This window comes from Collinsella aerofaciens, from assembly GCF_964283865.1.
Classification (GTDB): Bacteria; Actinomycetota; Coriobacteriia; order Coriobacteriales; family Coriobacteriaceae; genus Collinsella.
Genome location: NZ_CAXYLS010000017.1, coordinates 23,196 through 48,312, shown reverse-complemented (window position 1 = coordinate 48,312; position 25,117 = coordinate 23,196). Strand labels below are relative to the sequence as shown.

The window sequence follows — 25,117 nt, the reverse complement described above, 5'->3', positions numbered from 1 at the left end:
TGACCGGTGGACGGCACCGAGCCGTCGGATGACTTGAAGAAGGGGGAGGCCTCGCGGCCTCCCCCTTTTTTGCGTTTTATAGAGAGCTGTAATACAAGAACTCGCCTTCTTTTAGCTTGTCTTACTGTTTGGCTGTATTTTGAGTCCTTCTTTTGTATTTGCGCGATAATAACTCCCATTGGCGTTAGGGAGGACTTGATGTTTACCGTTTTTGTCTTGGGCAATATTGCTTCGGGTAAGTCGACTGCCTGCCGCTATCTCGAATCTCATGGCGCCATGCTTATCGATCTGGACGAGCTTGCCAAATCGCTGTATGTGCCAGGCTCCGATATCGTCAATGCCCTCGCGGAAGAATTTGGCTGGGATATTTTGGACGAGGAGGGCGGCGTTCGCCGTAACATCCTCGCTTCTCGAGCTTTTGTTTCTCCTGATGCGGTCGCGAGGCTCAATAGCATTGTGCACCCCGTTCTCATTGAGCAGCTGTCACTGAGGATTCTTGATCCGGTTTGCTGCACGGTTTCGTCCCCCTGTTATCCCTTTGCGGTTGTCGAGGTTTCTGCCCCGACTGGTTTTGAGGATGCTTTTGGCCTGGCTGATGAAATTCTGGTTATCAGCGCTCCTTTAGCAGTTCGTCGCGGGCGTGCTATTCATCGTGGTATGGAGCCCTCTGATTTTGATGCGCGTTCTGCATGCCAACCTGATGAGGCTTCGCTTTGCAATCTCGCTTCGACGGTAATCGATAATGCGGCGGGCGATAACTCGCTCTTTGAACAACTGGACGCTTGGCTTGTGCGCCATGGCTTCGGGGATGTAGTGGATAAGGAGGAGGTCGATGCCTAGGACACGTTTCTTTACGTGGTATCGCGTGGCGTCACTTGCCGTTGTGTTCGTCTTTGGCCTTATTTCGCTCGTCTACTCGTATGCTCCTGCCGCTTTCTTTAAGCCTTTGTATCCGATTGACTACGAGGCGTACGTAAAGCAATCGAGCATTTCGCACAATCTTGATCCGTATCTGGTGTGTGCTGTCATAAAGTCGGAATCGAATTGGGATCCCGAGGCCGAGTCGAATCAAGGCGCTCGGGGATTAATGCAGCTGATGCCCGAGACTGCCCAGGATATGATTGCCAAAGGTCTTGTCGATGGTAGCGAGTATTCAGCCGACAACCTTAACGATCCCGCTACGAACATCGAGTTTGGCTGTGCGTATCTTTCGTATCTTCTAACGTATTTTAACGGGTCGACCGACAGTGCCATTGCTGCCTATAACGCTGGCATGGGCAATGTCGACGGTTGGGCGCAGCAGAGCACTTCGCTTCATAATGCAATCACCTTTCCCGAGACGCAGGCGTATCTGATTCGTGTCAATAATGCCTGGGTTCGCTATAAGACCCTCTATCCCGATCGGTTCGTATAGGACTATGCCTGCCGCCTGCGTATACTGCAGATATATGAGTTAGGAGTATCCATGGCGGAATTTGAAGTTGAGCGTGTTGGAGGAGAGCTCAAACGTTTTGGCGTTGAGGGCTCTGAGGTGCCATTTAAGGTTGTATCTCCTTATGAGCCTGCAGGTTCTCAGCCTAAGGCCATTGAGTCGCTTGTGCAGGGCGTGAGGGATGGAGATCGCTATCAGGTTTTGCTGGGCGTGACTGGTTCGGGCAAGACCTTTACGATGGCTAAAACCATCGAGGCCCTGGGGAAGCCGACGCTTGTCATGGCTCCCAATAAAACGCTCGCCGCTCAGCTTGCGAGCGAGCTCAAAGAGTTCTTTCCCAACAACGCTGTGGTCTACTTTGTCTCGTACTACGACTACTATCAGCCCGAGGCGTATGTGCCGCAAAGCGATACATATATCGAGAAAGACTCCTCGATTAACGAAGAGGTCGAGATGCTGCGACATCAGGCGACTGCATCGCTGCTCTCTCGACGCGATGTGATCGTTGTCGCATCGGTCTCGTGTATCTATGGCATTGGCTCTCCTGAGGACTATGCGGGTCTGGCTCCAAACGTCGACAAGAAGGTGCCGCTCGAGCGCGATGACTTTATCCACGCACTTATCGACATTCAATATGATCGCAATGACTATGACCTGGCGCGCGGCACGTTCCGAGTGCGTGGCGATGTCGTCGACGTGTATCCGCCTTATGCCGAGCATCCGTTGCGGTTTGAGTTCTTTGGCGACGAGGTCGAGCTGATTGCCGAGATCGATGAGGTCACCGGAGAGATGCTTCGTGAGTACGAGGCCATCCCCGTGTGGCCGGCCTCGCACTACGTGACCGAGAAGCCGAAGGTCAAGGCGGCTCTGAAATCGATCAGCGAAGAGTGCGAGAAGCGTGTGGCCGAGCTCAAGGCGACTGATAAGTTGCTCGAGGCGCAGCGTCTGCAGCAGCGCACCGATTATGATCTTGAGATGCTCGAGACCATGGGTTTTTGTAACGGTATCGAGAACTACTCGCGTCATCTGGACGGTCGCAAGCCGGGTGAGCCGCCGTTTACCCTGATCGATTACTTTCCCAAGGATATGCTCTGCATCATCGATGAGAGCCATGTGACGGTGCCGCAGATTCGCGGCATGCACGAAGGTGACCGCTCGCGTAAGGTGACGCTGGTGGAACACGGTTTTCGTCTGCCCTCGGCGCTCGATAACCGCCCACTTCGTTTCGATGAGTTTGAGGCGAGGATACCCCAGTTTATCTATGTTTCGGCCACACCGGGCGACTATGAGCTGCGGGTGAGCCAGAACGACGTTGAGCAGATTATTCGTCCGACCGGTCTGCTCGACCCCAAGATTGATGTGCGTCCGGTTCGTGGGCAGATTGACGATCTTGAGGACGAGATTCGCGAGCGCGTGGTGCGCAAGGAGCGCGTACTGGTGACCACGCTCACCAAGCGCATGGCCGAGGACCTGACCGACCATCTGCTTGATGCCGGCATTAAGGTCAATTACATGCACTCCGATACAGCGACGATGGACCGTGTCGAGATCCTGCGAACGCTGCGCGAGGGAAAGATCGATGTTCTCGTTGGTATCAACCTGCTTCGCGAGGGCTTGGATCTCCCCGAGGTCTCACTGGTGGCAATTCTCGATGCCGATAAGGAAGGCTTCTTGCGCAACCGCCGTTCGCTGATTCAGACGATTGGCCGCGCGGCCCGTAACGCCGATGGCGAAGTCATCATGTATGCAGACGTTATGACCGATTCGATGAAAGAGGCCATCGAGGAGACGCAGCGCCGTCGCGAGATTCAGATGGCATATAACGAAGAGCATGGCATTGTGCCCAAGACGGTGCGCAAGGCCATCAACGACATCTCAAGTTTTATTGCCGAGGCCGAAAAAACCGTGGGTTCCAAGGGACGCTCGAAGGGCGACTCTCTTGGCCATGGCGCATTCTATACGCCCGATGAGTCGGGCGAGGGTGGCGTGCCGGAAACGGTGGCGCCCGAGCAGACACTTGCGGAGCAGTTGGAAGAACTGCCGCATGACGAGCTCGTGCGGATCGTCGAAACCATGGAAGAGGATATGCGTAACGCTTCTGCCGCCATGGACTTTGAGGAGGCGGCGCGCCTGCGCGATGCCGTCGTTCAGATTCGGGCGATGCTCGAGGGTGCGTCTGAGGACGAGACGATCGAGCGCTTACGTTCGCAGGCTCGCAAGGGTTCCACGTTCGCATCGGGCAGAAAACGCCAGGGTGCACGGTTTAAGAAATAGCGAACATGCCCCGAGTTCCCTGCGGAGCTCGGGGCATGCGTCTTTTGCGCGCTGGAATTCGTGCGTTAGAGGTCTGCGATCAGGGCTTCGGCACAACGGATGCCGTCGGTGGCGGCGCTCATGATGCCGCCGGCATATCCAGCTCCCTCACCGCAAGGGTAGAGGCCCGGGGTCGACACGGCATGGCATGTTCGGTCTCGGGTGACGGTGACCGGTGAGCTCGAGCGAGTCTCCACGCCGGTAAGGACAGCATCGGAGCGGTCGTAGCCTCGTAGCTTTTTTCCAAGTAGGGGAAGTCCTAGGCGGAGCGACTCGACGATATGCTGCGGCAGGGCTTCGTCAATTGCCGTCCAGGTCACACCGAGCGGATAGGTGGGCTTTACCTTTCCGGGCGCCTTGCTGGCGCGTCCTGCGAGGAAATCTCCGACGAGCTGTGCCGGTGCGTTCCAGTTGGAACCGCCCAGGCGGTAGGCGGCCGCCTCGCAGGCGCGCTGGAGCTCGATGCCGGCGAGTGGGTCATCGTTGGGTAGGTCCTCAGGCGTGACGTTAACGAGCAGGGCGGCATTTGCGTTGCGTCCGTCGCGGGCATTGAGACTGGCGCCGTTGACGCACAAGTGGCCCTGCTCGGAAGAGGCGGCGACAACCTGCCCGCCGGGACACATGCAAAACGAGAACACGCTGCGGCCGTTGGGAAGATGGGCGACGAGCTTGTAGGGGGCTGCTCCGAGGGCAGGATGTCCCGCCGAGGCTCCGAATTGGGCTCGGTCGATGTCGCGCTGCGGATGCTCGATGCGAACGCCCATGGCAAAGGTCTTTTGTGCGAGGACCACGTTGTGGTCCTTAAGGAGCTCAAAAATATCGCGAGCAGAATGCCCGCAGGCGAGGATGAGGTGCTTTGTCTCGATTGGCTCGCAAGCGGTGTCTTGGGACGATTGGACATCAATACCGGTGATGGCGCCAGACGCGTCGATGCGAATGTCGACGAGCTTCGTTCGATAACGGACGACACCTCCGAGCTGCTCGATGCGCTGGGATATAGCGGTTACGACCGTGGGAAGGATGTCGGAGCCAATGTGCGGCTTGGCATCCCACAGAATATCGCGGGGCGCACCCGCCTCGACGAAGGTTTCGAGGATAAGGCGATGGGCGGGATTTTTGGTTCCCGTATTGAGCTTGCCGTCCGAGAAGGTCCCCGCGCCGCCCAGGCCAAACTGGATATTGCTCTCGGGGTCGAGGATGCGCTCCTTTAGAAAGAGGTCGATCGCCTGCGAGCGGCGAAATGCCGGGTCGCCGCGCTCGATGAGCAAGGGCTTAAGACCTGCTTCGGCGAGCGTAAGCGCAGCGAAAAGGCCGGCGCATCCGGCGCCGACAACGACAGGGCGTTCTTGAGGTGCGTCGGAGGCGGGGGAGGGGAATGAAGGCTCATCGTCTTCTATCGCGCGTACGCGCGAGCGGTCACGCTCGGCAACGCTGTCGACCGCTTCTCGCTCGAGGTGGGGACTAGTCAGCTCAACACGAAAGCTCAGGATAAAATGGACGTCTCGTTTTTTGCGAGCGTCGATTGACTTGCGGTGGAGCTCGATGGACTTGATCTCGGAGTCCTTGCAACGTAGGACGCGCTTGGCGACTCGCTTGCCAACAATGAGACAGGCATTTTCATCGTCGGCTTCATCGAGCGACGCGTTGACTTGGGTGATTTCGATCATCGAGGTCTCCTTAGAGGCAAGAAAGAGGCCGTCCGGTATCCCAGACGGCCCGAATGCGTTTTTGATTATAGACTGCGCGGCTACAGGCTGCTTGCAGCGCGAATGCCCGAGATCCAGGCCCACGCAAGGTTAAAGCCTCCGCAATCGGCGTCGATGTCGAGCGCTTCACCGCAGACGTAAAGCGGGGCGTCGACAACGCTGCGCGCGCGTAGGCTGGGTGTTGAGATGCTCTCGACAGATACGCCACCACGCGTGACCTGCGCTGAGCGCTCCTCGGCTGTTCCCTTGACGAGCAACTTAAAGTGCTTGAGGATCGAGACCAGGTGGATGACATCGTTGGAGCCTGGATGGCACTGCTCGAACGCTGTGCAGACGACGCGGGAGAGTTGCGGGGCGAGCATGCCGTCGAGCCAACGGGGATCGCGGGGCGAAAAGCCGCCGAGCAGCTCAACGCGCCGGTTGAGCGTATCGAGCAACTCGTCTTTGGAGAGGTCGGGGAAAACGTCGAGCAGGATCGTATCGCCGTGCTGGATACGACGAGAGAGGTTGAAGACAGCGACGCCCGAGATACCGAAGGTTCGAAACAGCACTTCACCGTCTTCGTGCCAGAGCTCATTATGATTGCGGGCGAGCGTCAAGCGGGCGCGGACGCGCAGGCCATCCAACGTCTTGAGCGCCGCCCGATCGCCAAAGACCGTTGCCGATACGGGGCAGAGGATGGGGCGCAGCGAAGTGAGGGGGAGGCGAAACGTATCGGCGATACCGGTGGGGTTGCCGCCCGTGGCGATAATTACGGCATGTGCCTGCAGGGCCACGTTCTTGCGAGGGGCATCGGCGAGCGCTTTCCGAAGCGAGCGGAGCTCCGATTTTCGGTCGTCGTGCTTTTTTGCCTTGAGCGCCCGCGCTGGACGGTCTATTTGGAGTGCCCAGCCTTCGGAAGCTTTGTGCGCCGAGGCAACGTAGGCTCCGCAGATTAAGGTGATACCTAGGCGGTCGCAAACGTTGAGAAGCGCGTCGCGCACCGATTCGGCGCGAAGGGAGCGCGGGTACAGCCGGCCTTCCTCGGAGGTTGTCATGATACCCAGCGAGGAGAAGAAACCCATAAGCTCTTGTTCGGGCTGGGGGCCCATGACGGATGTGACGAATGCTGGGTGGTTATACCGCTGAGGATCGATCGATTCGTTGGAGAGGTTGCAGCGGCCGTTACCGGTCGCAAGGAGCTTAAGGCCGCAGGCGACATCGCGCTCAACGATGCAGACGCTTTTGCCAACGCGTGCGGCCGTAATGGCGGCGGCGAGGCCTGAAGCCCCGCCGCCGATTACCAGGACGTCATAGAAGGCGCTCGCGTTCACTTAGGCCTCGTCGGTCTCGTGCGGGGTAATAGCCTCGACGGCAGAGACTGCCTTGGGCAACATGCCATCGGGCAGCGCGGTCTCGACCTCGCCCTTATCGCAGGCCTCGGCGAGTGCCGGATTAATGGGAAGCTGCCCCAAGATGTCGAGGTTATAGCGCTCTGCGACCTCGGGGAGCTTGCTCTTGCCAAAGACCTCGATCTTCTTGCCGCAGTCGGGGCACTCAATATAGCTCATGTTCTCGACAATGCCCAGAATGGGGACGTTCATCTTCTCGGCCATGTTGACCGCCTTGGCGACGATCATCGAGACCAGATCCTGCGGGCTCGTGACGATGACGATGCCGTCGACGGGCAGCGACTGGAAGACGGTGAGCGCGACGTCGCCTGTTCCCGGAGGCATGTCGACCAGCAGGTAGTCGATGGGGCCCCACGAGGTCTCGCTCCAGAACTGCCTAATGGCGCCTGCGATGACCGGACCGCGCCAAAGGACGGGGTCGGTCTCGTTTTGGAGCAGCAGGTTGGAGCTCATGACCTTGACGCCGTGCTCGGAGATTTCGGGCAGCATAAGGTTGCCAAGGGCATGGACGTGGCGTCCACTCATACCGAACATCTTGGGGATAGAGGGACCGGTGATGTCGGCATCGAGGACGCCGACCTTGTGGCCGTGACGGGCAAGCTCGGTGGCGATGGCACCGGTGACAAATGACTTGCCGACACCGCCCTTGCCGGAAAGCACGGCGATGACGCGCTTGACCTCGGACAGCGTGTTCTCCTCAAATTGCGACGGCGACGTTTGTCCGCCGGCGGCCTGTGCGTGTTCGCAACCCATGTATGACTCCTTTGTATATGCTGGGGCCGGGGCCCCGCGATGTGACACGAGCGTCATTGTACCCTCGTTTGCGAGCGGGAGTCATTTGCGATGCGTTTGGGCCGAGCGTGCTTGCAATACGATGGGCCCAAGCGAATGGGCGGGCTTACTGAACTTTGCTGGCGAACTCGAGGTATTGCATGCGCTGCAGCTTGTCGATCGTCGAGGCGTAGGGGCTGTCTTCCGATTCCAAGTCGTAGCGCAGCCCGTCGGCACCGAGATAGCCGGCGACATTGATGGTGGGCACATCTGACCTTGTCGCAAGCAGGGCCTTTTGGTAATTGGTGAGCGGGGCGCCGATCTTATTAAGGGTAATGGCTGCAATCTCGTTTGCCCCGACGGTGTCGTAGACGTTGAGCTCGGTATTGCCGGCGATCTCATAGTTAGCCCAGACGAGATATGTCGACTGATAGATACGGAAAGCGTGGCTTGCCGTATCTTCCTGAGGGTACAGCTCGTCGTTGAGAGTCGTTGCGGCGCTCGGCTGATGGTCGCCAAAAAAGACAAGAACAACCGGTCTGCCGATGTTGCGGAGCTCGTTGATAAAGTACTCGAGGTCCCGGTCGGATGCGTTGATGCAGGTGAGATAGGTGTTGAGCGCGCTGTTGGCGCCTTCGCTGGCTCCCTCGACCCAATAGTTTGTCAGCTCTTCGGCGGGAACGGTGCCATAGTCGTAGCCGCCGTGATTTTGCATCGTGACGTCAAAGATGAACTGCGGCGCTTCGTCGGTTCTAAGCAGGTCGAGTATCTTGTCGTAGGTGGCGTAGTCGCATACGCCGGCATGGTAATAGGGCGCACCTTCGAAATCGCCGATTGAAAGAAAGTCTCCAAAGCCCAGCTGCTGATAGATTTTATCTCGATGGTAGTTGACGGGGTTTTGCGGGTGCATAGCGGTAGTGGTATACCCAAGCTCTTTAAGGTCCTTTGCCAGGCTGTTTACGCCATTCATCTGATACAGCTGATAGGGGATCTTGCCTAATCCGACAAAGGCCGTTGTCGCTCCGGTCAAAAATTCGAATTCGGAGTTCGCCGTTCCGCCACCGGCGACCGAAGCGAGCATGGTGCCGCGAACAAGTGTGTCGGGAAGCGAGTTGTAGAATGCGGGGCCGAAGTACCCGGCCGCCTGGAGCTGCTCAAAGCACGAAAGGTCGCTAAAACTCTCGTTCATGACGGCAACAATCGTCGGCTTGATTTCATTGAACTGGGCAACGGCCGCCGCGCGCTGTTCGCTCGAGCCATATGTGCTGTCGTAGACGGCGGCGAGCTCCTGCTCGATGCTCTGCGCCTCATCGGGCGTATAGTCTTCGGGCTTCTCAATGGGCAACTCGTTGACCATTTCGGTGAACGAAGTGATAAAACCCTGAGACGCATACGTGGTGATGGGCTGCCAACGGTCAAATCCAAAATCCAGCGCCTGCTCCAAGTCGATGTTGGAAAAGCCTGAGAGCCCCACAACGGTCACTAGCAGAAAAGCACAGAGGTTAGCGGCGATAGCGGGGAAGACATGGGTGGGCGTACGGAGCTTTCGCGGTCGGATGAGCGAAAGAAGCCCCAGGGAAATCTCCAGCAGGGCGAGAGAGGTTACGATTCCGGCGGTAAAGGTAAACTCGTATCCCTCGCTCACTTCCATTGCGGTGCCAAGGGCCAAGATATCGCTTGGCAGGATGGCTTCGCCTTTAAACGTTATGACGAAGTGCTCGGCAATGCCAAGGACGCAACAGACGACGGGCACGAGGACCATGACGCCTCCATGACGCTGTCCCAGCAAATAAAGGGAGAGCAGAACCGTCGCGAGCAACCCGACGGAAAACCCGAATGAGTTGGCGGGAATGCGATAGAACGTTTCGTTGCAGGCAATTTCGATTGAAACGAACGAGAGCGCTGAAACAGCGGCGATGACAAGGATGTCGCGGCAAATACAGGCAACCGTTCCCGTCGCAAGGTCGGTTTGGTCGATAAGTCCCGAAACCAAGGGCTCGACAAGAAGCATGACGGCGGCAGCACCGAGCGCCGAATAAGAAAGGACCCATAGGGAGCTGCCCTCATTTACGAGCGATTGATTCGTAATCCATGCAGCTACCACGCCGAGCGGGATGAGGAGCGTCGCGCACCAAAAGACGCGGGCAATGGGTGGCTTTTCGTTGCGTTTGATTGAAAAATACACGCGCACGACGACGGCGGCCACGATAAGGACGGCGATGAATATGGGCAGATTGGCCATGTCGCTCGAAGTGATTTCAAGGGGGATATCTTCGGTCATGGACGTTCCTCTGGTACAGCAAATTAAGTTCAGTATTAGATTACTGTAACCTTTCCACGGCATTTCGAGAAACAAAGCGCCCGATACGCAAAGCTAAAGGTCTGCGAATCTTGTATTACGAACATCTGTGCGCGTCGAGTGCGCTAAACTCATCGGCAGTATGATTCGATGCAATAGGAGGCAAGGAGCTTCCATGTCTGATTCCTCTATCGTTATTCGCGGCGCTCGTGAGCACAACCTCCGTGATATCGATGTTTCCATTCCGCGTGACCAACTCGTGGTCATTACCGGTCTTTCTGGCTCGGGCAAGAGTTCGCTGGCATTCGACACTATCTATGCCGAGGGCCAGCGTCGATACGTCGAGAGCCTTTCGAGTTATGCGCGCCAGTTCTTGGGCCAGATGGACAAACCCGACTTGGATTCAATCGACGGCCTTTCGCCGGCGGTGTCGATCGACCAAAAGACGACATCTAAAAACCCTCGCTCGACGGTTGGCACCGTAACCGAGATTTATGACTATCTGCGTCTGCTGTTCGCCCGTGTGGGCACCCCGCACTGTCCCGAATGCGGCCGCGTCATTGAGCGCCAGACGACCGACCAGGTCGCCGATAAGGTCCTGGCGGCGGGGGAGGGCCGCCGCGCGTTTGTGCTGGCACCGGTGGTGCGCGGGCGAAAAGGCGAGTACACCAAGCTGTTTGAGGACCTTCGCGCCGAGGGCTTTAGCCGCGTGCGTGTCGACGGCGAGGTTCGCTCGCTTGATGCCCCTATCGATTTGGATAAGAAATTCAAGCACGATATCGAGGTCGTGGTCGACCGCATCGTGATTCGCGAGAACTCGCTGGGCCGTATTGCCGAGTCCGTTGAACAGGCGACTGCGCTGGCGCACGGCAATGTGAACGTATACTTGCTGCCCGACCGCGACGCTCCCGAGGGGACCGAAGGCGAGTTGCTGGAGTATTCGCTGGCGTTAGCGTGCCCGGAGCATGGACACTCCATCGATGACCTGCAGCCGCGTGATTTCTCGTTCAACGCGCCCTATGGCGCGTGCCCCGAGTGCGATGGCCTGGGCTTTAAGAAGACGGTCGATGCCGAGGCCCTAATCGAAGACCCCTCGAAGTCGATCGCCGACGGGGTCTTTGGCAGCCTGTTTGGCAACTCTAACTACTATCCGCAGATTTTCGCTGCGGTCTGCAAACACTTTAAGGTGAGCGTCGATACGCCGTGGGAGGATCTGCCTCCGCGGGTGTGTCGTGCGTTTTTAGACGGCATGGGCGACCAGAAGATTTCGGTCGACTATCAAAAGCTCGATGGGCGCCGCAGCCAGTGGGACACCAAGTTCTCGGGTGTGCGCAATATCCTGTACGAGCGCTATACCGAGACGACGAATGAGAACACCAAGGCGCGCTTGGAGAAGTACATCCGCGAGGAGCCGTGCTCGAGCTGCCACGGCGCTCGTTTGCGCCCCGAGATGCTCGCCGTCACCGTGGGCGGCAAGTCCATTTACGAGGTTTGTTGTCTGTCGTGCCGTGAGTCGCTCGAGTTTTTTGAGGGCCTGGAACTCACCGAGCGCCAACAGTTTATCGGCGGACGCATCGTCAAGGAAATCCTGGAGCGCCTGCGTTTTCTGGTCGATGTCGGACTCGACTATCTGACCCTCGATCGTGCCTCGGCGACGCTTTCCGGAGGCGAGGCCCAGCGCATTCGCCTGGCAACGCAGATCGGCGCCGGCCTCATGGATGTCCTGTACATTTTGGACGAGCCATCGATTGGCCTCCATCAGCGCGATAACGAGCGCCTGATCAAGACGCTTGAGCGCCTACGCGATATCGGCAATACCGTCATCGTCGTCGAGCATGATGAGGATACGATTCGTGCTGCCGACTATGTGATCGACATGGGCCCCGGCGCGGGCGTGAACGGCGGACACGTAGTCGCGGCGGGAACGCCTGCCGATATCATGGCGTGTCCCGAGTCGATGACGGGCGCTTATCTGACCGGCAAACGAATGATCCGGGTTCCCGATGAGCGCCGCAAGCCCGGTCGCGGCTGCCTTAAGATCACGGGCGCCCGCGCCAACAACCTCAAAAACGTTACCGCCAAGATCGAGTTTGGTACGCTTACGGTCGTTACCGGCGTGTCGGGATCGGGTAAGAGCTCCCTGGTTACCGACACTATCGCACCTGCCCTTACGAATGCCATTCACCGTTCGACGCGCCCTGTGGGTCCGTATAAGAAAATCGAGGGCATCGAGTGTATCGATAAGGTTATCGATATCGACCAGTCGCCGATTGGCCGCACGCCGCGTTCCAACCCTGCTACGTACATTGGCCTGTGGGATGATCTGCGCGCGCTGTTTGCGAGTACGCCGGAGTCGAAGGCGCGCGGCTACTCGCCGGGACGTTTCTCCTTTAACGTGAGCGGCGGTCGCTGCGAAGCATGCAAGGGCGACGGACAAATTAAGATCGAGATGCACTTCCTTCCCGATATCTATGTCCCCTGTGAGGTCTGCGGCGGCAAACGCTATAACCGCGAGACGCTTGAGGTCACCTACCGTGGTAAGACCATCTCGGACGTGCTCGACATGAGCGTCACCGAGGCACTGGCCTTCTTTGGGAATGTCCCGCAGATTAAGCGCAAGCTCCAGACGCTGTACGATGTAGGCTTGGGCTACGTGAGCCTGGGCCAGCCCGCTACGACGCTCTCGGGCGGCGAGGCGCAGCGTGTGAAGCTCGCCAAGGAGCTTCATCGACGCCAGACGGGCAAGACGTTCTATATTTTGGACGAGCCGACGACCGGCCTTCATTTTGAGGACGTCCGCCAGCTGCTCGATGTGCTGCAGCGCTTGGTCGATGCGGGCAACACGGTGCTGGTGATTGAACACAACCTTGATGTCATCAAGGTTGCCGACCGCCTGATCGATATGGGCCCCGAGGGCGGTAACGGCGGCGGAACCGTCGTGGTTTCGGGCACACCGGAGCAGGTTGCGGACTGTCCGCAGAGTTATACGGGCAAGTTTTTGGCGCCGTTGCTCAGGCGTGACCGGGAGCGTCAGGCTCAACTTGATGCTCAATAAATAGGCGATTCAGTTTATGGGCGCCATCGACTCCTTGTGATTCGATGGCGCTTGCTGTGTCGAAGTGACGTATGCAGCCGAATTGGACATATACTTAATCCTTGCGTCCGAATGCGAGGGAAAGGATATGTCATGGCAAAGGCTGTAAAGACGCCAAAAACCAATGCGATGCGCGAGCTGGAAAGCGCCGACATTTCCTATGTTCTACATACGTACGAAGACGATGGTGATGAGTCGGCGGGCCTGGGGGTCGCGATTTCGGAGCAGCTTGGCGAGGAGCCCGGTCAAGGATTTAAGACCTTGGTCTGCGTGACGCCGTCCAACGACCACGTCGTGTGCTGCATCCCTGTTGCCGACGAGCTCGATCTAAAGTCCGCTGCGCGTGCCGCGGGGGAGAAGTCCTTGGCCATGATGCATGTGAAGGATTTGCTTGCGGCGACTGGCTACGTTCGCGGCGGCTGCAGTCCGGTCGGTATGAAAAAACGTTACCGGACGCTCATTGATGAGACATGTGTCCTTTGGGATACCATTTTTATTTCGGGAGGCAAGCGTGGTTATCAGCTCGAGCTTGCACCTGATGATTTAATTGCGTTTTGCGGGGCGACAGTTGCCGCGATTACGAGAGAGGACTGAGCGATGCCGCAGGAAGAATTGAAGCGCGGAGCTCATTTTGCAGAAGAATCTGCGCCTCAGACACCCTCATCCGAAGCTTCTTCGTCGCGAGATGGCACTGATGATATGGGCTCGTCGGACTACTCCACGGTTGGTCGTTCCGCCGGGCTTATGACCATCCTGACCATCGTGTCTCGCGTCACCGGCTTTATCCGCACATGGGCAATGGCGGCCGCTATCGGCATGTCGCTGCTCTCGTCCTCCTATCAGGTCGCCAACAACCTGCCCAATATGCTCTACGAACTCGTGATGGGCGGCATGCTCGTGACGGCGTTTTTGCCCGTGTACATGGGCGTGAGGCGTGAGCAGGGTCGCGAGGCCTCGAACAAGTACGTGGGCAACCTGCTCGGTATTCTGCTATTGGTGCTGGGTGGCATTTCGTTGCTGGGGACCGTGTTCGCTCCGGGCTTTATTTGGACGCAATCGTTCCTTTCGGGTGACGGCGGCAGCATGGATACCGCTGCGTTCATGTTCCGTTTCTTCGCCATCCAGATTCTGTTTTATGGTTTGGGCTCGGTGTTCTCGGGCGTTCTCAACGCACACCGCGACTACTTCTGGTCGACGTTTGCCCCGGTCCTCAACAATGTGATCGTCATTGCGAGCTTTATGGGCTTTGCGCCCGTGTCCGCACAGTTTGGCGAACGTGCCGGCATCATCTTGATTGCGGCCGGTACGACCCTCGGTGTCTTTGTTCAGATGGCATGTCAGATCCCCGCGCTTGGCAAGCACGGCGTGCATCCCCATATCCATATCGACTTTAAGGACCCCGCACTGCGCCAGACGATTGCGCTCGGTATCCCGACGCTGCTCGCCACGGTGTGCATGTTTGTCTCGACTTCTATCACCAACGCTGCTGCGCTGGTGGTCCAGCCCGAGACTGGTCCTTCCGTCATCGCCTATGCGCGCCTGTGGTACACGCTGCCCTACGCGCTGATTGCCGCCTCGCTTTCGACGGCGCTCTATACCGAGCTCTCTCACGACGCACAGGAGAAGGATTACGACAGCGTCCGCACGGGCATTTCGCGTGGCGTCGCCCAGATGCTGTTCTTCCTGATTCCATTCGCGCTGTACCTGATTGTCTTCGCGCGTCCGCTCAACATGATTTACTGCGCTGGCAAGTTCGATGAGTCCGGTGTGGCGCTGGTGTCGGAGTTCCTTATCTACCTGGCACTTTCCCTGCCGCTCTACGGCGTGGTCGTGCTGATGCAGAAGAGCTTCTCTGCCTTGCTCGACATGAAGCCCTATAGCCGCTATTGTCTGTATTCCGCCATCGGCCAGGCGGGCTCGGTTTTGCTGTTTGGCGTTGTGCTGGGCTTCGGTATGCCGGCAATCGCGCTTTCGTATGTCGTCGACTACGTGATCTTGGTCGGTTGCTCGCTGTGGTGGCTGCGTCGTCGCCTGCGTGGTCTTCAGGTCAAATCTATCCTGCATGGCGGGTTCTTTGGCCTTTTGCTCGGTGGCCTGGGTGCTGCCGCAGGCGCCGGCGTCATGTGGGCGCTTGAGCACTTTGTCGGGGCACTTGGCGGCTCGATTCTGATTACTCTTGGCTACGTTTGCGTTGCGGGTGTCGTCTCGCTTGCTGTTACCTTTGGCCTTGCCGTCGTCCTTAAGATGCCCGAGGTCTCGGCGCTGATTCGTCGCAAGTAGGTGCGCGTGGCCGGTCACGACAACATTCCAACGCTTGCCGAGCAGGTTTCGCGCGTTCCCACGCAGCCCGGCTGCTACCTTTGGAAAGACGCCAAGGGCGATGTCATCTACGTGGGCAAGGCGAAAAACCTGCGCGCCCGTATGCGTCAGTACGTGACGCTGCAGGACGAGCGCCAGAAGATCCCGCTGATGATGCAGCTGGTGGCGAGCTTTGACTATATCGTGGTGGAGACCGAGCACGAGGCGTTGGTGCTCGAGCGCAATTTGATTGGTCAGTACCATCCGTACTTTAACGTCGACCTCAAGGATGACAAGAGCTACCCCTTTATCGCCATTACAAAGGGCGACCTGTATCCCGCTATCAAATACACGCGTGAGCGTCATAAGCCGGGAACGCGCTATTTTGGACCTTATACCGATAGCCGCGCGGCACGTGAGACGATAGATACGCTGCGCAAGGTTATCCCCATCTGCTCCGCATCCTGTGCGGAGTGGCGTCGTTGTCGCCGTATCGTCGAGTCCCACAAGGGCGAGGAAGACATCGTCAATATGATTTGCGCGCAAAACGGGCGCCCCTGCTTTGACTACCATGTCGGGCGCGGCCCAGGTGCGTGTGTCGGCGCGATTTCCCCGGCAGACTATGCCAAGAACGTCAAGCGTGTCGAGCACTTTTTGTCGGGCCATCGCAAGGATGTCGTCGATGAGCTGACCTCCGAGATGGCGGATGCCGCTGAGGCGCTCGACTTTGAGCGCGCGGCACGCGTCAAACGTCGTTTGGAGGTCATCAGGGGTCTGGACGATCGTCAGCAAGTCGTTTTTCCCTCCAGTGTCGATATCGATGTCATCGGTTTCTATCGCGAGGAGACCATCTCCGCCGCTTGCGTCTTCGTCGTTCGCGAGGGCCGAACAGTTCGCACCTGCGAGTTCATTCTCGACAAGGGTCTTGATGTTGACGAGGAAGAGCTCCAGTCGGGCTTTCTTAAGCGCTATTACGACGAGACGGCTGATATTCCAGCTGAGGTCAACCTTGCCGTCGAGCTTGAGGATGCGGAGGCGCTGGGGGAGTGGCTTGCGGGCAAGCGTGAGCGTTCCTGCCATCTCCATAGGCCGCAGCGTGGCGAAAAGCACCGTCTGCTCGATATGGCATCCAAAAATGCGCGCCATGCCCTCATGCGCTACATGATGCGAACGGGGTACGCTGACGACCGCACCAATCAAGCGCTCCTGGAGCTCGAAAGTGCGTTGGCGCTGCCATCGCCGCCGTTGCGTATCGAGTGCTTCGATATCTCGACGCTGCATGGCACCTTTACGGTCGCCTCGATGGTGGTGTTTACCAACGGGCGCGCCGACAAGAGCCAGTATCGTCGTTTTAAAATCCAGGCCGAATTGGACGAGGCAAACGACTTCGTGTCGATGTCCGAGGTTTTGGGACGACGCTATGCTCCCGAGCGCATGGCCGACGAGCGCTTTGGCTCGCGCCCCGATTTGCTCGTTGTCGATGGCGGTAAGCCGCAATTGACCGCTGCGATCAAGCAACTTGAGGCTCTTGGGCTCGATATACCAGTTTGTGGCTTGGCGAAGGCCGATGAGGAAGTTTTTGTGCCTTGGGACGAGACTCCCGTCGTGCTGCCGACCGGGTCCGCGTCGCTCTATCTAATTAAACAGGTGCGCGATGAATCGCACCGTTTTGCCATCACGTTCCATCGCGAATTGCGCGATAAAGCCATGACGGTTTCGGTACTCGATGACGTTCCAGGCGTGGGACCCACCAGAAAACGTGCCCTTATGCGCCATTTTGGCTCGATGAAGCGTTTGCGCGCGGCGAGCGAGCAAGAGATCGCGGAAGTTCGAGGCATTCCTGCCGATGTCGCCAAAGCGGTTCACGAGGCGCTCGTTGCATGGAATGCCGAGCGCGCCGAGGCGGCGGCAAAGCAATCCGAAAACTAAACACGCCTCTAAACCACTGATATACATGATTGCGTGATTTTCAATCATGTATTTCACGGCGATTACCAGCCGATTTCGGGTTTTATTAACGCTAAAACGTTTGACTAGCCATGGTGAACAACCCTGCTATTCTGCGGGTTGACGAAGACTGATATCTCACCTCGTCGATACATACTGTCTGGCGAATCGTTTGTCAATGAATTCGGTGAACGGTAGTAAATACCGTTCAAGCGTATGTATGTATCGGTCGCCGAGCGCGGCACCTCAGTTGGGCTCGTCGGTAGGTAAGGTATATATCGTCCGCAAGTTGCGCGGGGGCGCGTCTAGGTGCTCCCGGGTAAGATTCTCTATTGATAGGAGAAGACATGGCCATCATCAACAAGGGTATGTCCAGGCGTTCGTTCCTCGGCCTCACCGGCAGCGTCGCTGCTGTCGCAGGGCTTGGTCTCACCGGCTGCGGTGGCAGCTCTAGCGACGAGGGTTCCGCTTCCGGTTCCACCGATTCCGCCAACCGTGGCGGCGGCGTGATCACCGCTGGTTCCGCTTACGCTCCGTCCAGCTTCGATCCCGCCAGCACCGGCTCCGCTGTGGGCCTGGGTGCTAACTGGCACGTCGTCGAGGGCCTCTACGGCATCGATTACCACGACTACAGCACCTTCAACGAGCTCGCCACCGACGATCCCAAGTCTGTGGACGACACCACTTTCGAGGTCACCATCCGCAAGGGCGCCAAGTTCTCCGATGGCACCGAGGTCACCGCTGACGATGTCGTTGCCTCCTACACCGCTTGCGCCGCTTCCGCTACCTATGCTCCGTTCTTCCAGCCCTTCGAGTCCATCGAGGCCAAGGACGCCAGCACCGTGACGGTCAAGACCAAGGTCCCCAACTTCTCCCTGCTCAAGGATCGTCTGGCCATCGTCCGCGTTACCCCGGCCACCCAGACCGAGGAGGATCGCGCCAAGCAGCCGATCGGCTCCGGCCCCTGGATGTACGACTCTATCTCCGATACCGAGATCACCCTGGTTCCCAACCCCGAGTACAACGGTGAGTATGCTGCTGAGGATAAGAAGATCCAGTACAGCATCCTGACCGACCCCACCGCTCGCGTTACCGCTCAGCAGGAGGGCTCCACGCTCGTTATGGAGCTCGTTACCGCTGACGCCGTCGACCAGCTCGAGAGCGCCGGCTGCAAGATCGATAACGTTCAGGGTTTCGGCACCCGCTTCATCATGTTCAACGTCGCCAAGGAGCCTTGGAACAACGTCAAGGTCCGTCAGGCTGTCATGTATGCGCTCGACACCGAGAAGATGGTCAGCAACACCTTCGCCGGCCTTGCCACCGCTGCCAGCTGCTACCTGCCCAAGAGCTTCACCAACTATCATGAGGCTTCCACGGTGTACAAGACCGACGCCAAGAAGGCTAAGAAGCTCATCGAGGAGTCTGGCATCACCCCGGGTGCCATCACCCTGCGCACCACCGACAACGAGCAGATTAAGGGCATGGCCGCCCAGGTCAAGAACGACCTCGACGCTCTCGGCTTCGATGTGACCATCCAGACCGATACCTCGCCGGCCACCTACGCTGCCATCGACGGCGGCGAGGCCTACGATATCCTCCTTGCCCCTGGCGATCCTTCCTGCTTCGGCGCCGACCCCGACCTGCTGCTCAACTGGTGGTACGGCGACAACGTCTGGATGCAGACCCGTTGCCCGTGGAAGGAGTCCGCTGAGTGGCAGAAGCTCCACAGTCTCATGGACGAGGCTCTTGCCGCCGAGGGCGACGAGCAGCAGAAGAAGTGGAACGAGTGCTTCGACATCATTGCCGACAACGCCGTTCTGTACCCCGTTGTCCACGTCAAGACCGTCTCCGCTTCCTGGGACGATCCGTCCACTGCGCCCAACGGCGAGGCCCTCGATGGCTTCAAGGGCATCGGCACGACGAGCATGTCCTTCAGGGGCGTTGCGACCGTCAAGGCGTAAGACTCGCTTGAGTCTGTATGCAGGATGTCGGTCGTTGGGACCGTATCCTCATAGTTGAAACAAAGACCCGGGCGACCTCGATGTCGCTCGGGTCTTGTAATGAGTATCCGTACTCATATACCAGTTGGTCCTACCGACAAAAGAAAGGGGAGAGAACGTGAACAACTTGCTACGTTTGATTGGAAGGCGTCTTGTGGCGCTGCCGATCATGGCATTGGGCGTCACCGTCCTGGTGTTCTTCCTTATGTCGTTCTCCAAGACCGACCCCGCCTACACGGCGTTGGGTGACGGTGCCTCGCCCGAGGCGGTTGCCGAGTACCATGAGAAGTATGGTCTGGACGACCCCTGGCCCGTGCGCTACGTGCGCTATATGGGCGATTTGATCCATGGCGACATGGGCACCTATGGTGCTGCTCGCAACTCCGTTGCCAAGCGCATCTCCACGGCCCTGCCTGTCACGATGCAGCTGACCTTCATCGGCCTTGCCATCGGTGCGGTCGTTTCGTTTTTGCTCGGCGTCATCGCGGCACTGTATCGCGACAAATGGCCGGACCAAGTGATCCGCGTCTTTTCCATCGCCGGCTTGGCAACCCCGTCGTTCTGGCTTGCCGTTCTGTTGATCCTGCTGTTCTCTTCCTACCTTAAGGTGCTCCCGGCATCGGGTGCTCTGCCTCACTTCACCACGAATCCGGCTGGTTATCTGGGCCGCATGATTATGCCCGCCATCGCCTTGGCATTTCCGCTGACGGGCCAGATGACTCGTATCGTGCGTACCGCCATGGTCGAGGAGCTCGACAAGGACTATGTCCGTATGGCTCGCGGTGCCGGCGTTCCCGAGAAGGTCGTCGTCGGTATCAACGTTCTTCGCAATGCGCTGATCACCCCGGTCACCACCCTCGGTCTTAAGATCGGTTACCTCATGGGCGGCGCCGTCGTCATCGAGGTTATTTTCAACCTCCCCGGCATGGGCACCGCGATTCTGCAGGGCGTTCAGGGCAACGAGGCGAACCTGGTTCAGGGCGTCGTTATCGTCGTTGCTCTTGCCTTCATCATCATCAACATCGTGGTTGACATGCTCTACCTGCTCATCAACCCGCGCATCAGGACGGTGTAGATTATGGTAAAGATTCGAGAGAAGCAAACCGAGCAGCTCGAGAAGGCTGCCTCCAAGGGGCTCAAGCTCGGTGGCTGGAAGAAGATGACGCTGTCTTCTAAGATTGCCGCCGTCGTGCTGGTGCTGGTCGCCCTGACTGCGATTCTGGCGCCCCTTCTTGCCCCCTATAGCCCGGTCGAGATCTTTACGGCTCGCCAGGCTCCCGGCAACGGATTTATCTTCGGTACCGACGATAAGGGTCGCGATATTCTGTCGCGTATGCTCTACGGTGGTCGTTACTCGCTGATTATCGGCTTTGGCGCCACTGCCATGGCTCTGGTCTGCGGCTCGGTCGTGGGCGCCCTTGCAGCGGTTTCGCGCAAGGCCGTCTCCGAGACGATCATGCGTATCTTGGACATCATCATGTCCATCCCGGGCATCGCCCTCGCGGCCGTCTTCGTCTCCATCCTGGGCAACTCCGTGCCGTCGATCATCTTCGCCATCGGCTTTATGTACACTCCGCAGATTGCCCGTATCGTGCGCGCCAACATCGTGTCCGAGTACGGCGAGGACTATGTCCGCGCGGTCATCGTTTCCGGCGCCAAGGCTCCGTGGATTTTGATCAAGCATGTTCTGCGTAACTGCATCGCCCCGATCATGGTCTTCACCGTTACCCTGGTCGCCGACGCCATCATCTTCGAGGCTTCGCTGACCTTCATCGGCGCTGGTATCCAGGAGCCCACCGCTACCTGGGGCAATATCCTAGCCGACGCCCGCGGCGGCGTACTCGCCGGCCGTTGGTGGCAGGCGCTGTTCCCGGGCCTGGCCATCATGATCACCTGCCTGGCGCTCAACATCCTCTCCGAGGGCATTACCGACGCCATGGCCGCTGCTCCCTCCGCCGCCCTGGATCCGACCGATTCCTCCAAGCGCCGCGAGGCCGACCTGCTGGTCTCCGACCCCGTTCGCGCCTACAAGGAGCAGGCCCAGTCCCTCTCCGCTCGCCTTGGAGCCCTGCGCGATGTCGAGCTCAAGCGTGACGATCGCCATGTGCCCGACGAGTCTGTCGAACCGATCCTTTCGGTCCGTGACTTCTGCATCCAGTTTGAGCACCACGGCGATATCAACGTCGTCGACCATGTCAACTTTGACGTCCGTCCTGGCCAGACTATGGGCCTGGTGGGCGAGTCCGGTTGCGGTAAGTCCATCACCACGCTGGCCATCATGGGTCTGACCGACGATGACGAACATCTTTCCGGCGAGGTCCTCTGGGAGGGCCGTGACCTGCTCAAGATGAGCAAGAAGGAGTGGTTCGGCCTGCGCGGTACCGATATCGCCATGGTCTATCAGGACGCCCTGTCCTCGCTCAACCCCTCCATGCTCATCTCTGCCCAGATGAAGCAGCTCACCAAGCGCGGCGGCACCCGCAGCGCCGAGGAACTCCTGGAGCTCGTGGGCCTCGACCCCAAGCGTACACTCGAGAGCTACCCGCATGAGCTTTCCGGTGGCCAGCGTCAGCGTGTTCTGATCGCTATGGCCCTTACCCGCGACCCCAAGCTGGTCATCTGCGACGAGCCCACGACCGCCCTGGACGTTACCGTCCAGAAGCAGGTCATCAAGCTGCTCAACGACCTTCAGGCCAAGCTCGGCTTTGCCATGATCTTCGTCTCGCATGACCTGGCGCTGGTCGCCGAGGTCGCCCATAACATCACGGTGATGTACGCCGGTCAGGTTATCGAGCAGGCGCCCACCAAGGAGCTGCTCACCAACCCGATCCACGAGTACACCCGCGGTCTTCTGGGTTCCGTCCTGTCCATCGAGAGCGGTTCGGGCCGCCTGCACCAGGTGCCCGGCGCCGTTCCGAGCCCGCGCGATTTCCCCAAGGGCGATCGCTTCGCGCCCCGCTCGAGCCATCCGCGTATTGGCCTGGACACCCGTCCGGTCTTCAAGCGCGTGCCCGGCACCGAGCACTTCTATTCCGAGCTCCCCGACGAGGTGCTCAAGGCAAATGGTTTGACCCCTCACGCGGAGGTGATGTAGATGAGCGAGACCGCAGTCAACGGCGTCGAGCCGATCATCTTCCTTGATGACGTCCACGTCACCTTTAGGACCCGTACCGGCTCGATTCTGCACCCTAACCTGGTTCACGCCGTCCAGGGTGTAACGATTAAGCTCATGCCCGGTCAGACGATCGGCATCGTCGGCGAGTCCGGTTGCGGTAAGTCCACCACCGCCAACGTCATGTGCGGCCTGCAGGCCCCCACGAGCGGCAAGGTCTACTTTAAGGGCAAGGACGTTACCAAGCGTACCGCCGAGGACCGTCGTCACATGGGCCGCGTCATCTCGGTCGTGTTCCAGAATCCGGCTACGGCGCTCAACCCCCGCATGGTCGTTCGCGAGCAGCTGCTCGACCCCATGCGCGTTCACAACCTGGGTACCGAGGCCGAGCAGGAGAAGCGCGTCAAGGAGCTCTTGGAGCTCACCGGTCTGCCCAGTTCCGCCGCCGAGGTTCTTCCCGGCCAGCTTTCGGGCGGCCAGCGCCAGCGCGTCGCAATTGCCCGTGCCCTGTCGCTGAACCCCGATGCCATCATCGCCGACGAGCCCACCTCGGCTCTGGACGTTTCGGTCCGCGCGCAGATTCTGAACCTGCTGACCGACCTTAAGAAGGAGCTCGGCCTGGCCATGGTGTTCATCAGCCATGACATCCAGACCGTCCGCTATATCTCTGACGACATTATCGTTATGAATGGCGGCAAGATCGTCGAGCAGGGCGAGGCCAAGCAGGTCTTCCAGCACCCCCAGGACCCCTACACCAAGATGCTGCTCGGCGCTGCGCCGTCGCTGCTGCATCCCAAGCTCGGCGAGTAGCCTCGCTTTCCCTCCCGTGCGCCCGGTTCCCTTGCCGGGCCCACCTCCGTTGCGATTTCGAAAGGTTGGGTTCACGAGCCATGCCAAGTGCTCAGGAGCTACAACATCAATTTGGTGAATATCGAGGCGCCATGCCCCGTCCATCAGATTTCGATCTCTTTTGGAAGGATCGCATGGCCGAGGCCGACGCGGTCGGGCTTGACTATGCGATCGAGACGGCATCGGTCACAGATGCCGTGACCTGCCAGCTTTTCGACCTCTGGTATACCGGCATGTGTGGCGCTCGCCTGCATGCCAAGTACCTTAAACCCGTCTCGGACGAGCCCGTGCCATTGGTACTTCAGTTCCATGGATATCCGGGTGCAAGCCGCAGCTGGTTTGAGCAGGCGTCGTTTGCGGGCATGGGCATGGCACTCATCGCCCTCGACTGCCCCGGTCAAGGAGGTCCCTCCGAGGACATTGGTGGATTTGAGGGCACAACGGTCGCGGGCCATATCGTCGCCGGTATCGACGGCGACCCGGCCAACCTCTACTATGTCCGCTTGCACCAAGATATTCGCATCCTGTGTCGCATCGTTCGCGAGCTCGAGGGCATCAATCTTGCCCGTGTGTTTGTGAACGGCGCGTCGCAGGGCGGCGGTTTGGGCATTGCGACCTGTGCACTTAACAGCGAGCTTATCAATCGCGCCGCCATCCTCTATCCCTTCCTGTCGGATTTCCGCCTGGTCTGGGACTTGGATGCCGACGACATTGCCTACGAGGGCCTGCGCTATTGGTCTCGCTGGTTTGACGAGGACTCGACTCGTATCGACGAAGCCTATGCCAAGCTGGCGTACTTCGATTCCAAGAACTTTGCCCCTATGGTCAAATGCCCCGTGCTGTTTGGCACCGGCACAGCCGATACCGTCTGTCCGCCAGCGACGCAGTTTGCGGTCTATAACAACCTGACCTGTGAAAAGCGTCATGAGTTCTTTGAAGGCTTTGGCCACGAGGAGATTCAGGATTTTGACGATCTGATCATTCCGTTTTTCTGCAAGGGAGGGGAGGCTCATGTCTAAGTGCGAGAGCAATGTCAATGAGCTGATTGTCCCCGACCTTGTGGGGATTCCCGGGACGGTTTCGTCAAGGCTCTCTGAATATCGGGACTGGCACGGTGATGTTCAGGCAGATGTTTCTGATTTGGAGACATGTGCTATGGATCTTGAGATTCAAGGCCTGGTCATTACGGCGATCGATTTCGCCAATCCGTATGCCCGCTACTCCGAGGTTTCCTTTGAGCTTGGTGGCGATGTGGTCCACGCACGTTTGATCGAGCCTGCCGGTCGCGCCCGAGCATCCGAGCTTGTGCCGCTATGTCTGATGTTTCACGACATCGACCGACCCGTGCGGGGATGGCATCACATGACGAGGTTTGCGGCCATGGGATATGCCGTGCTTGCGCTGGACGATGAGGCGATTGGACCCAGCGATCTGCGGCAGGGGATTACCTCGCCTGCTTTTGTCAGGCGCGTCCGTTGGGGCTGCGCGTTGGCGGAGGTCGCGCGCAATCTTGATGGCATGGACCCCGACCGCATCTTTGCATGGGGCGAGGGTCTTGGCGGCGGAGTCGCGCTGGCGGTTTCTGCTCTGGACGAGCGGGGCCTCGCCTGCACGGCGGTTGCCAATCCGCTTCCTGGCGGCCTCGAGGCGCTGTCGTCTCGGGTGCGCGGATCGGTGCTCATGGGCACATCGCTTATGGATACCGTGAGCGATCCCAAGGATCAGTTTGCCGTATTCAACGGTCTTGAGTGTGACCGGAGGCATATCATCTATGCCAAATACGCTCATGAGCGCATCAATGCGTTCGAAAACGAAGTCGTCGACTTCTTTAACCAAACGTTCTACTCGTGTTCTTTGGCCTAGACGGCCTGGACACTGCCAACAAGAGTGGGTGGCATAGGGCCG

At 58.7% G+C, this 25,117-nt stretch carries 17 protein-coding genes; 13 read left to right on the top strand and 4 right to left on the bottom strand.

Translation table 11 applies throughout. The features are described 5' to 3' along the window. The first annotated feature begins 198 nt into the window (after window positions 1-198). The 3 genes from coaE to uvrB are packed head-to-tail and all read left to right on the top strand — an operon-like array spanning window position 199 to window position 3,706. Window positions 199-840 (top strand): dephospho-CoA kinase, encoded by a 642-nt coding sequence (gene coaE, locus ACRX4W_RS08380; RefSeq protein ID WP_432300026.1) that lies wholly within the window; start codon window positions 199-201, stop codon window positions 838-840. Next, complete coding sequence (locus ACRX4W_RS08375) at window positions 833-1,414, top strand: lytic transglycosylase domain-containing protein (protein WP_432300025.1); 582 nt, start codon at window positions 833-835, stop codon at window positions 1,412-1,414. Before coaE ends, ACRX4W_RS08375 begins: the two co-directional genes overlap by 8 nt. A gap of 51 nt (window positions 1,415-1,465) precedes the next feature. After that, on the top strand, window positions 1,466-3,706 hold the full coding sequence (gene uvrB, locus ACRX4W_RS08370) for an excinuclease ABC subunit UvrB (protein ID WP_432300023.1): 2,241 nt from the start codon (window positions 1,466-1,468) through the stop codon (window positions 3,704-3,706). A 65-nt stretch (window positions 3,707-3,771) separates the two neighbouring features. On the opposite strand, the gene ACRX4W_RS08365 is transcribed toward uvrB, so the two are convergent. The 4 genes from ACRX4W_RS08365 to ACRX4W_RS08350 all read right to left on the bottom strand — a co-directional run bounded on the left by ACRX4W_RS08365 (window position 3,772) and on the right by ACRX4W_RS08350 (window position 9,894). Then, window positions 3,772-5,412, bottom strand: a complete 1,641-nt coding sequence (locus tag ACRX4W_RS08365) for an NAD(P)/FAD-dependent oxidoreductase (protein WP_117817427.1) — start codon at window positions 5,410-5,412, stop codon at window positions 3,772-3,774. Window positions 5,413-5,492: 80 nt separating this feature from the next. Further along, window positions 5,493-6,764 carry an NAD(P)/FAD-dependent oxidoreductase gene (locus tag ACRX4W_RS08360; RefSeq protein ID WP_117640773.1) on the bottom strand — a complete coding sequence of 424 codons (1,272 nt, stop codon included), beginning with the start codon at window positions 6,762-6,764 and terminating at the stop codon, window positions 5,493-5,495. Continuing rightward, entirely contained in the window at window positions 6,765-7,595 is an 831-nt protein-coding gene (locus ACRX4W_RS08355) for an Mrp/NBP35 family ATP-binding protein (protein ID WP_022094864.1), read from the bottom strand. It abuts the gene before it with no gap. 145 nt (window positions 7,596-7,740) lie between these two features. Continuing rightward, on the bottom strand, window positions 7,741-9,894 hold the full coding sequence (locus tag ACRX4W_RS08350; protein ID WP_158549377.1) for an LTA synthase family protein: 2,154 nt from the start codon (window positions 9,892-9,894) through the stop codon (window positions 7,741-7,743). A 193-nt stretch (window positions 9,895-10,087) separates the two neighbouring features. Between ACRX4W_RS08350 and uvrA the strand changes: the two genes are divergently transcribed. The 10 genes from uvrA (at window position 10,088) to ACRX4W_RS08300 (ending at window position 25,075) form a co-directional block, all read left to right on the top strand. Further along, the gene (gene uvrA / locus ACRX4W_RS08345; RefSeq protein WP_432300019.1) at window positions 10,088-12,967 is read left to right on the top strand and encodes an excinuclease ABC subunit UvrA; all 2,880 of its coding nucleotides are present in this window, start codon (window positions 10,088-10,090) and stop codon (window positions 12,965-12,967) included. A 132-nt stretch (window positions 12,968-13,099) separates the two neighbouring features. Then, window positions 13,100-13,600, top strand: a complete 501-nt coding sequence (gene ybaK, locus ACRX4W_RS08340; protein ID WP_117855078.1) for a Cys-tRNA(Pro) deacylase — start codon at window positions 13,100-13,102, stop codon at window positions 13,598-13,600. Between the two features lie 105 nt (window positions 13,601-13,705). Next, window positions 13,706-15,286, top strand: coding sequence for a murein biosynthesis integral membrane protein MurJ (gene murJ / locus ACRX4W_RS08335; protein WP_432300017.1), 1,581 nt, complete (start codon window positions 13,706-13,708; stop codon window positions 15,284-15,286). Between the two features lie 6 nt (window positions 15,287-15,292). Then, window positions 15,293-17,233 (top strand): excinuclease ABC subunit UvrC, encoded by a 1,941-nt coding sequence (gene uvrC, locus ACRX4W_RS08330; RefSeq protein ID WP_432300015.1) that lies wholly within the window; start codon window positions 15,293-15,295, stop codon window positions 17,231-17,233. A 365-nt stretch (window positions 17,234-17,598) separates the two neighbouring features. Beyond that, window positions 17,599-19,212, top strand: a complete 1,614-nt coding sequence (locus tag ACRX4W_RS08325) for an ABC transporter substrate-binding protein (RefSeq protein WP_117647497.1) — start codon at window positions 17,599-17,601, stop codon at window positions 19,210-19,212. Window positions 19,213-19,369: 157 nt separating this feature from the next. Next, window positions 19,370-20,326: an ABC transporter permease gene (locus ACRX4W_RS08320; RefSeq protein WP_055251823.1), complete on the top strand. Its 957-nt coding sequence runs from the start codon at window positions 19,370-19,372 to the stop codon at window positions 20,324-20,326. A 3-nt stretch (window positions 20,327-20,329) separates the two neighbouring features. Further along, window positions 20,330-22,345 (top strand): dipeptide/oligopeptide/nickel ABC transporter permease/ATP-binding protein, encoded by a 2,016-nt coding sequence (locus tag ACRX4W_RS08315; RefSeq protein ID WP_035138893.1) that lies wholly within the window; start codon window positions 20,330-20,332, stop codon window positions 22,343-22,345. Continuing rightward, a complete protein-coding gene (locus ACRX4W_RS08310) occupies window positions 22,346-23,173 on the top strand; it encodes an ABC transporter ATP-binding protein (protein ID WP_006236159.1) in 828 nt (275 codons plus the stop codon). 80 nt (window positions 23,174-23,253) lie between these two features. Next, window positions 23,254-24,231, top strand: a complete 978-nt coding sequence (locus ACRX4W_RS08305; protein ID WP_117564875.1) for an acetylxylan esterase — start codon at window positions 23,254-23,256, stop codon at window positions 24,229-24,231. Continuing rightward, on the top strand, window positions 24,224-25,075 hold the full coding sequence (locus ACRX4W_RS08300) for an acetylxylan esterase (protein ID WP_432300011.1): 852 nt from the start codon (window positions 24,224-24,226) through the stop codon (window positions 25,073-25,075). Before ACRX4W_RS08305 ends, ACRX4W_RS08300 begins: the two co-directional genes overlap by 8 nt. Window positions 25,076-25,117 lie beyond the last annotated feature (42 nt).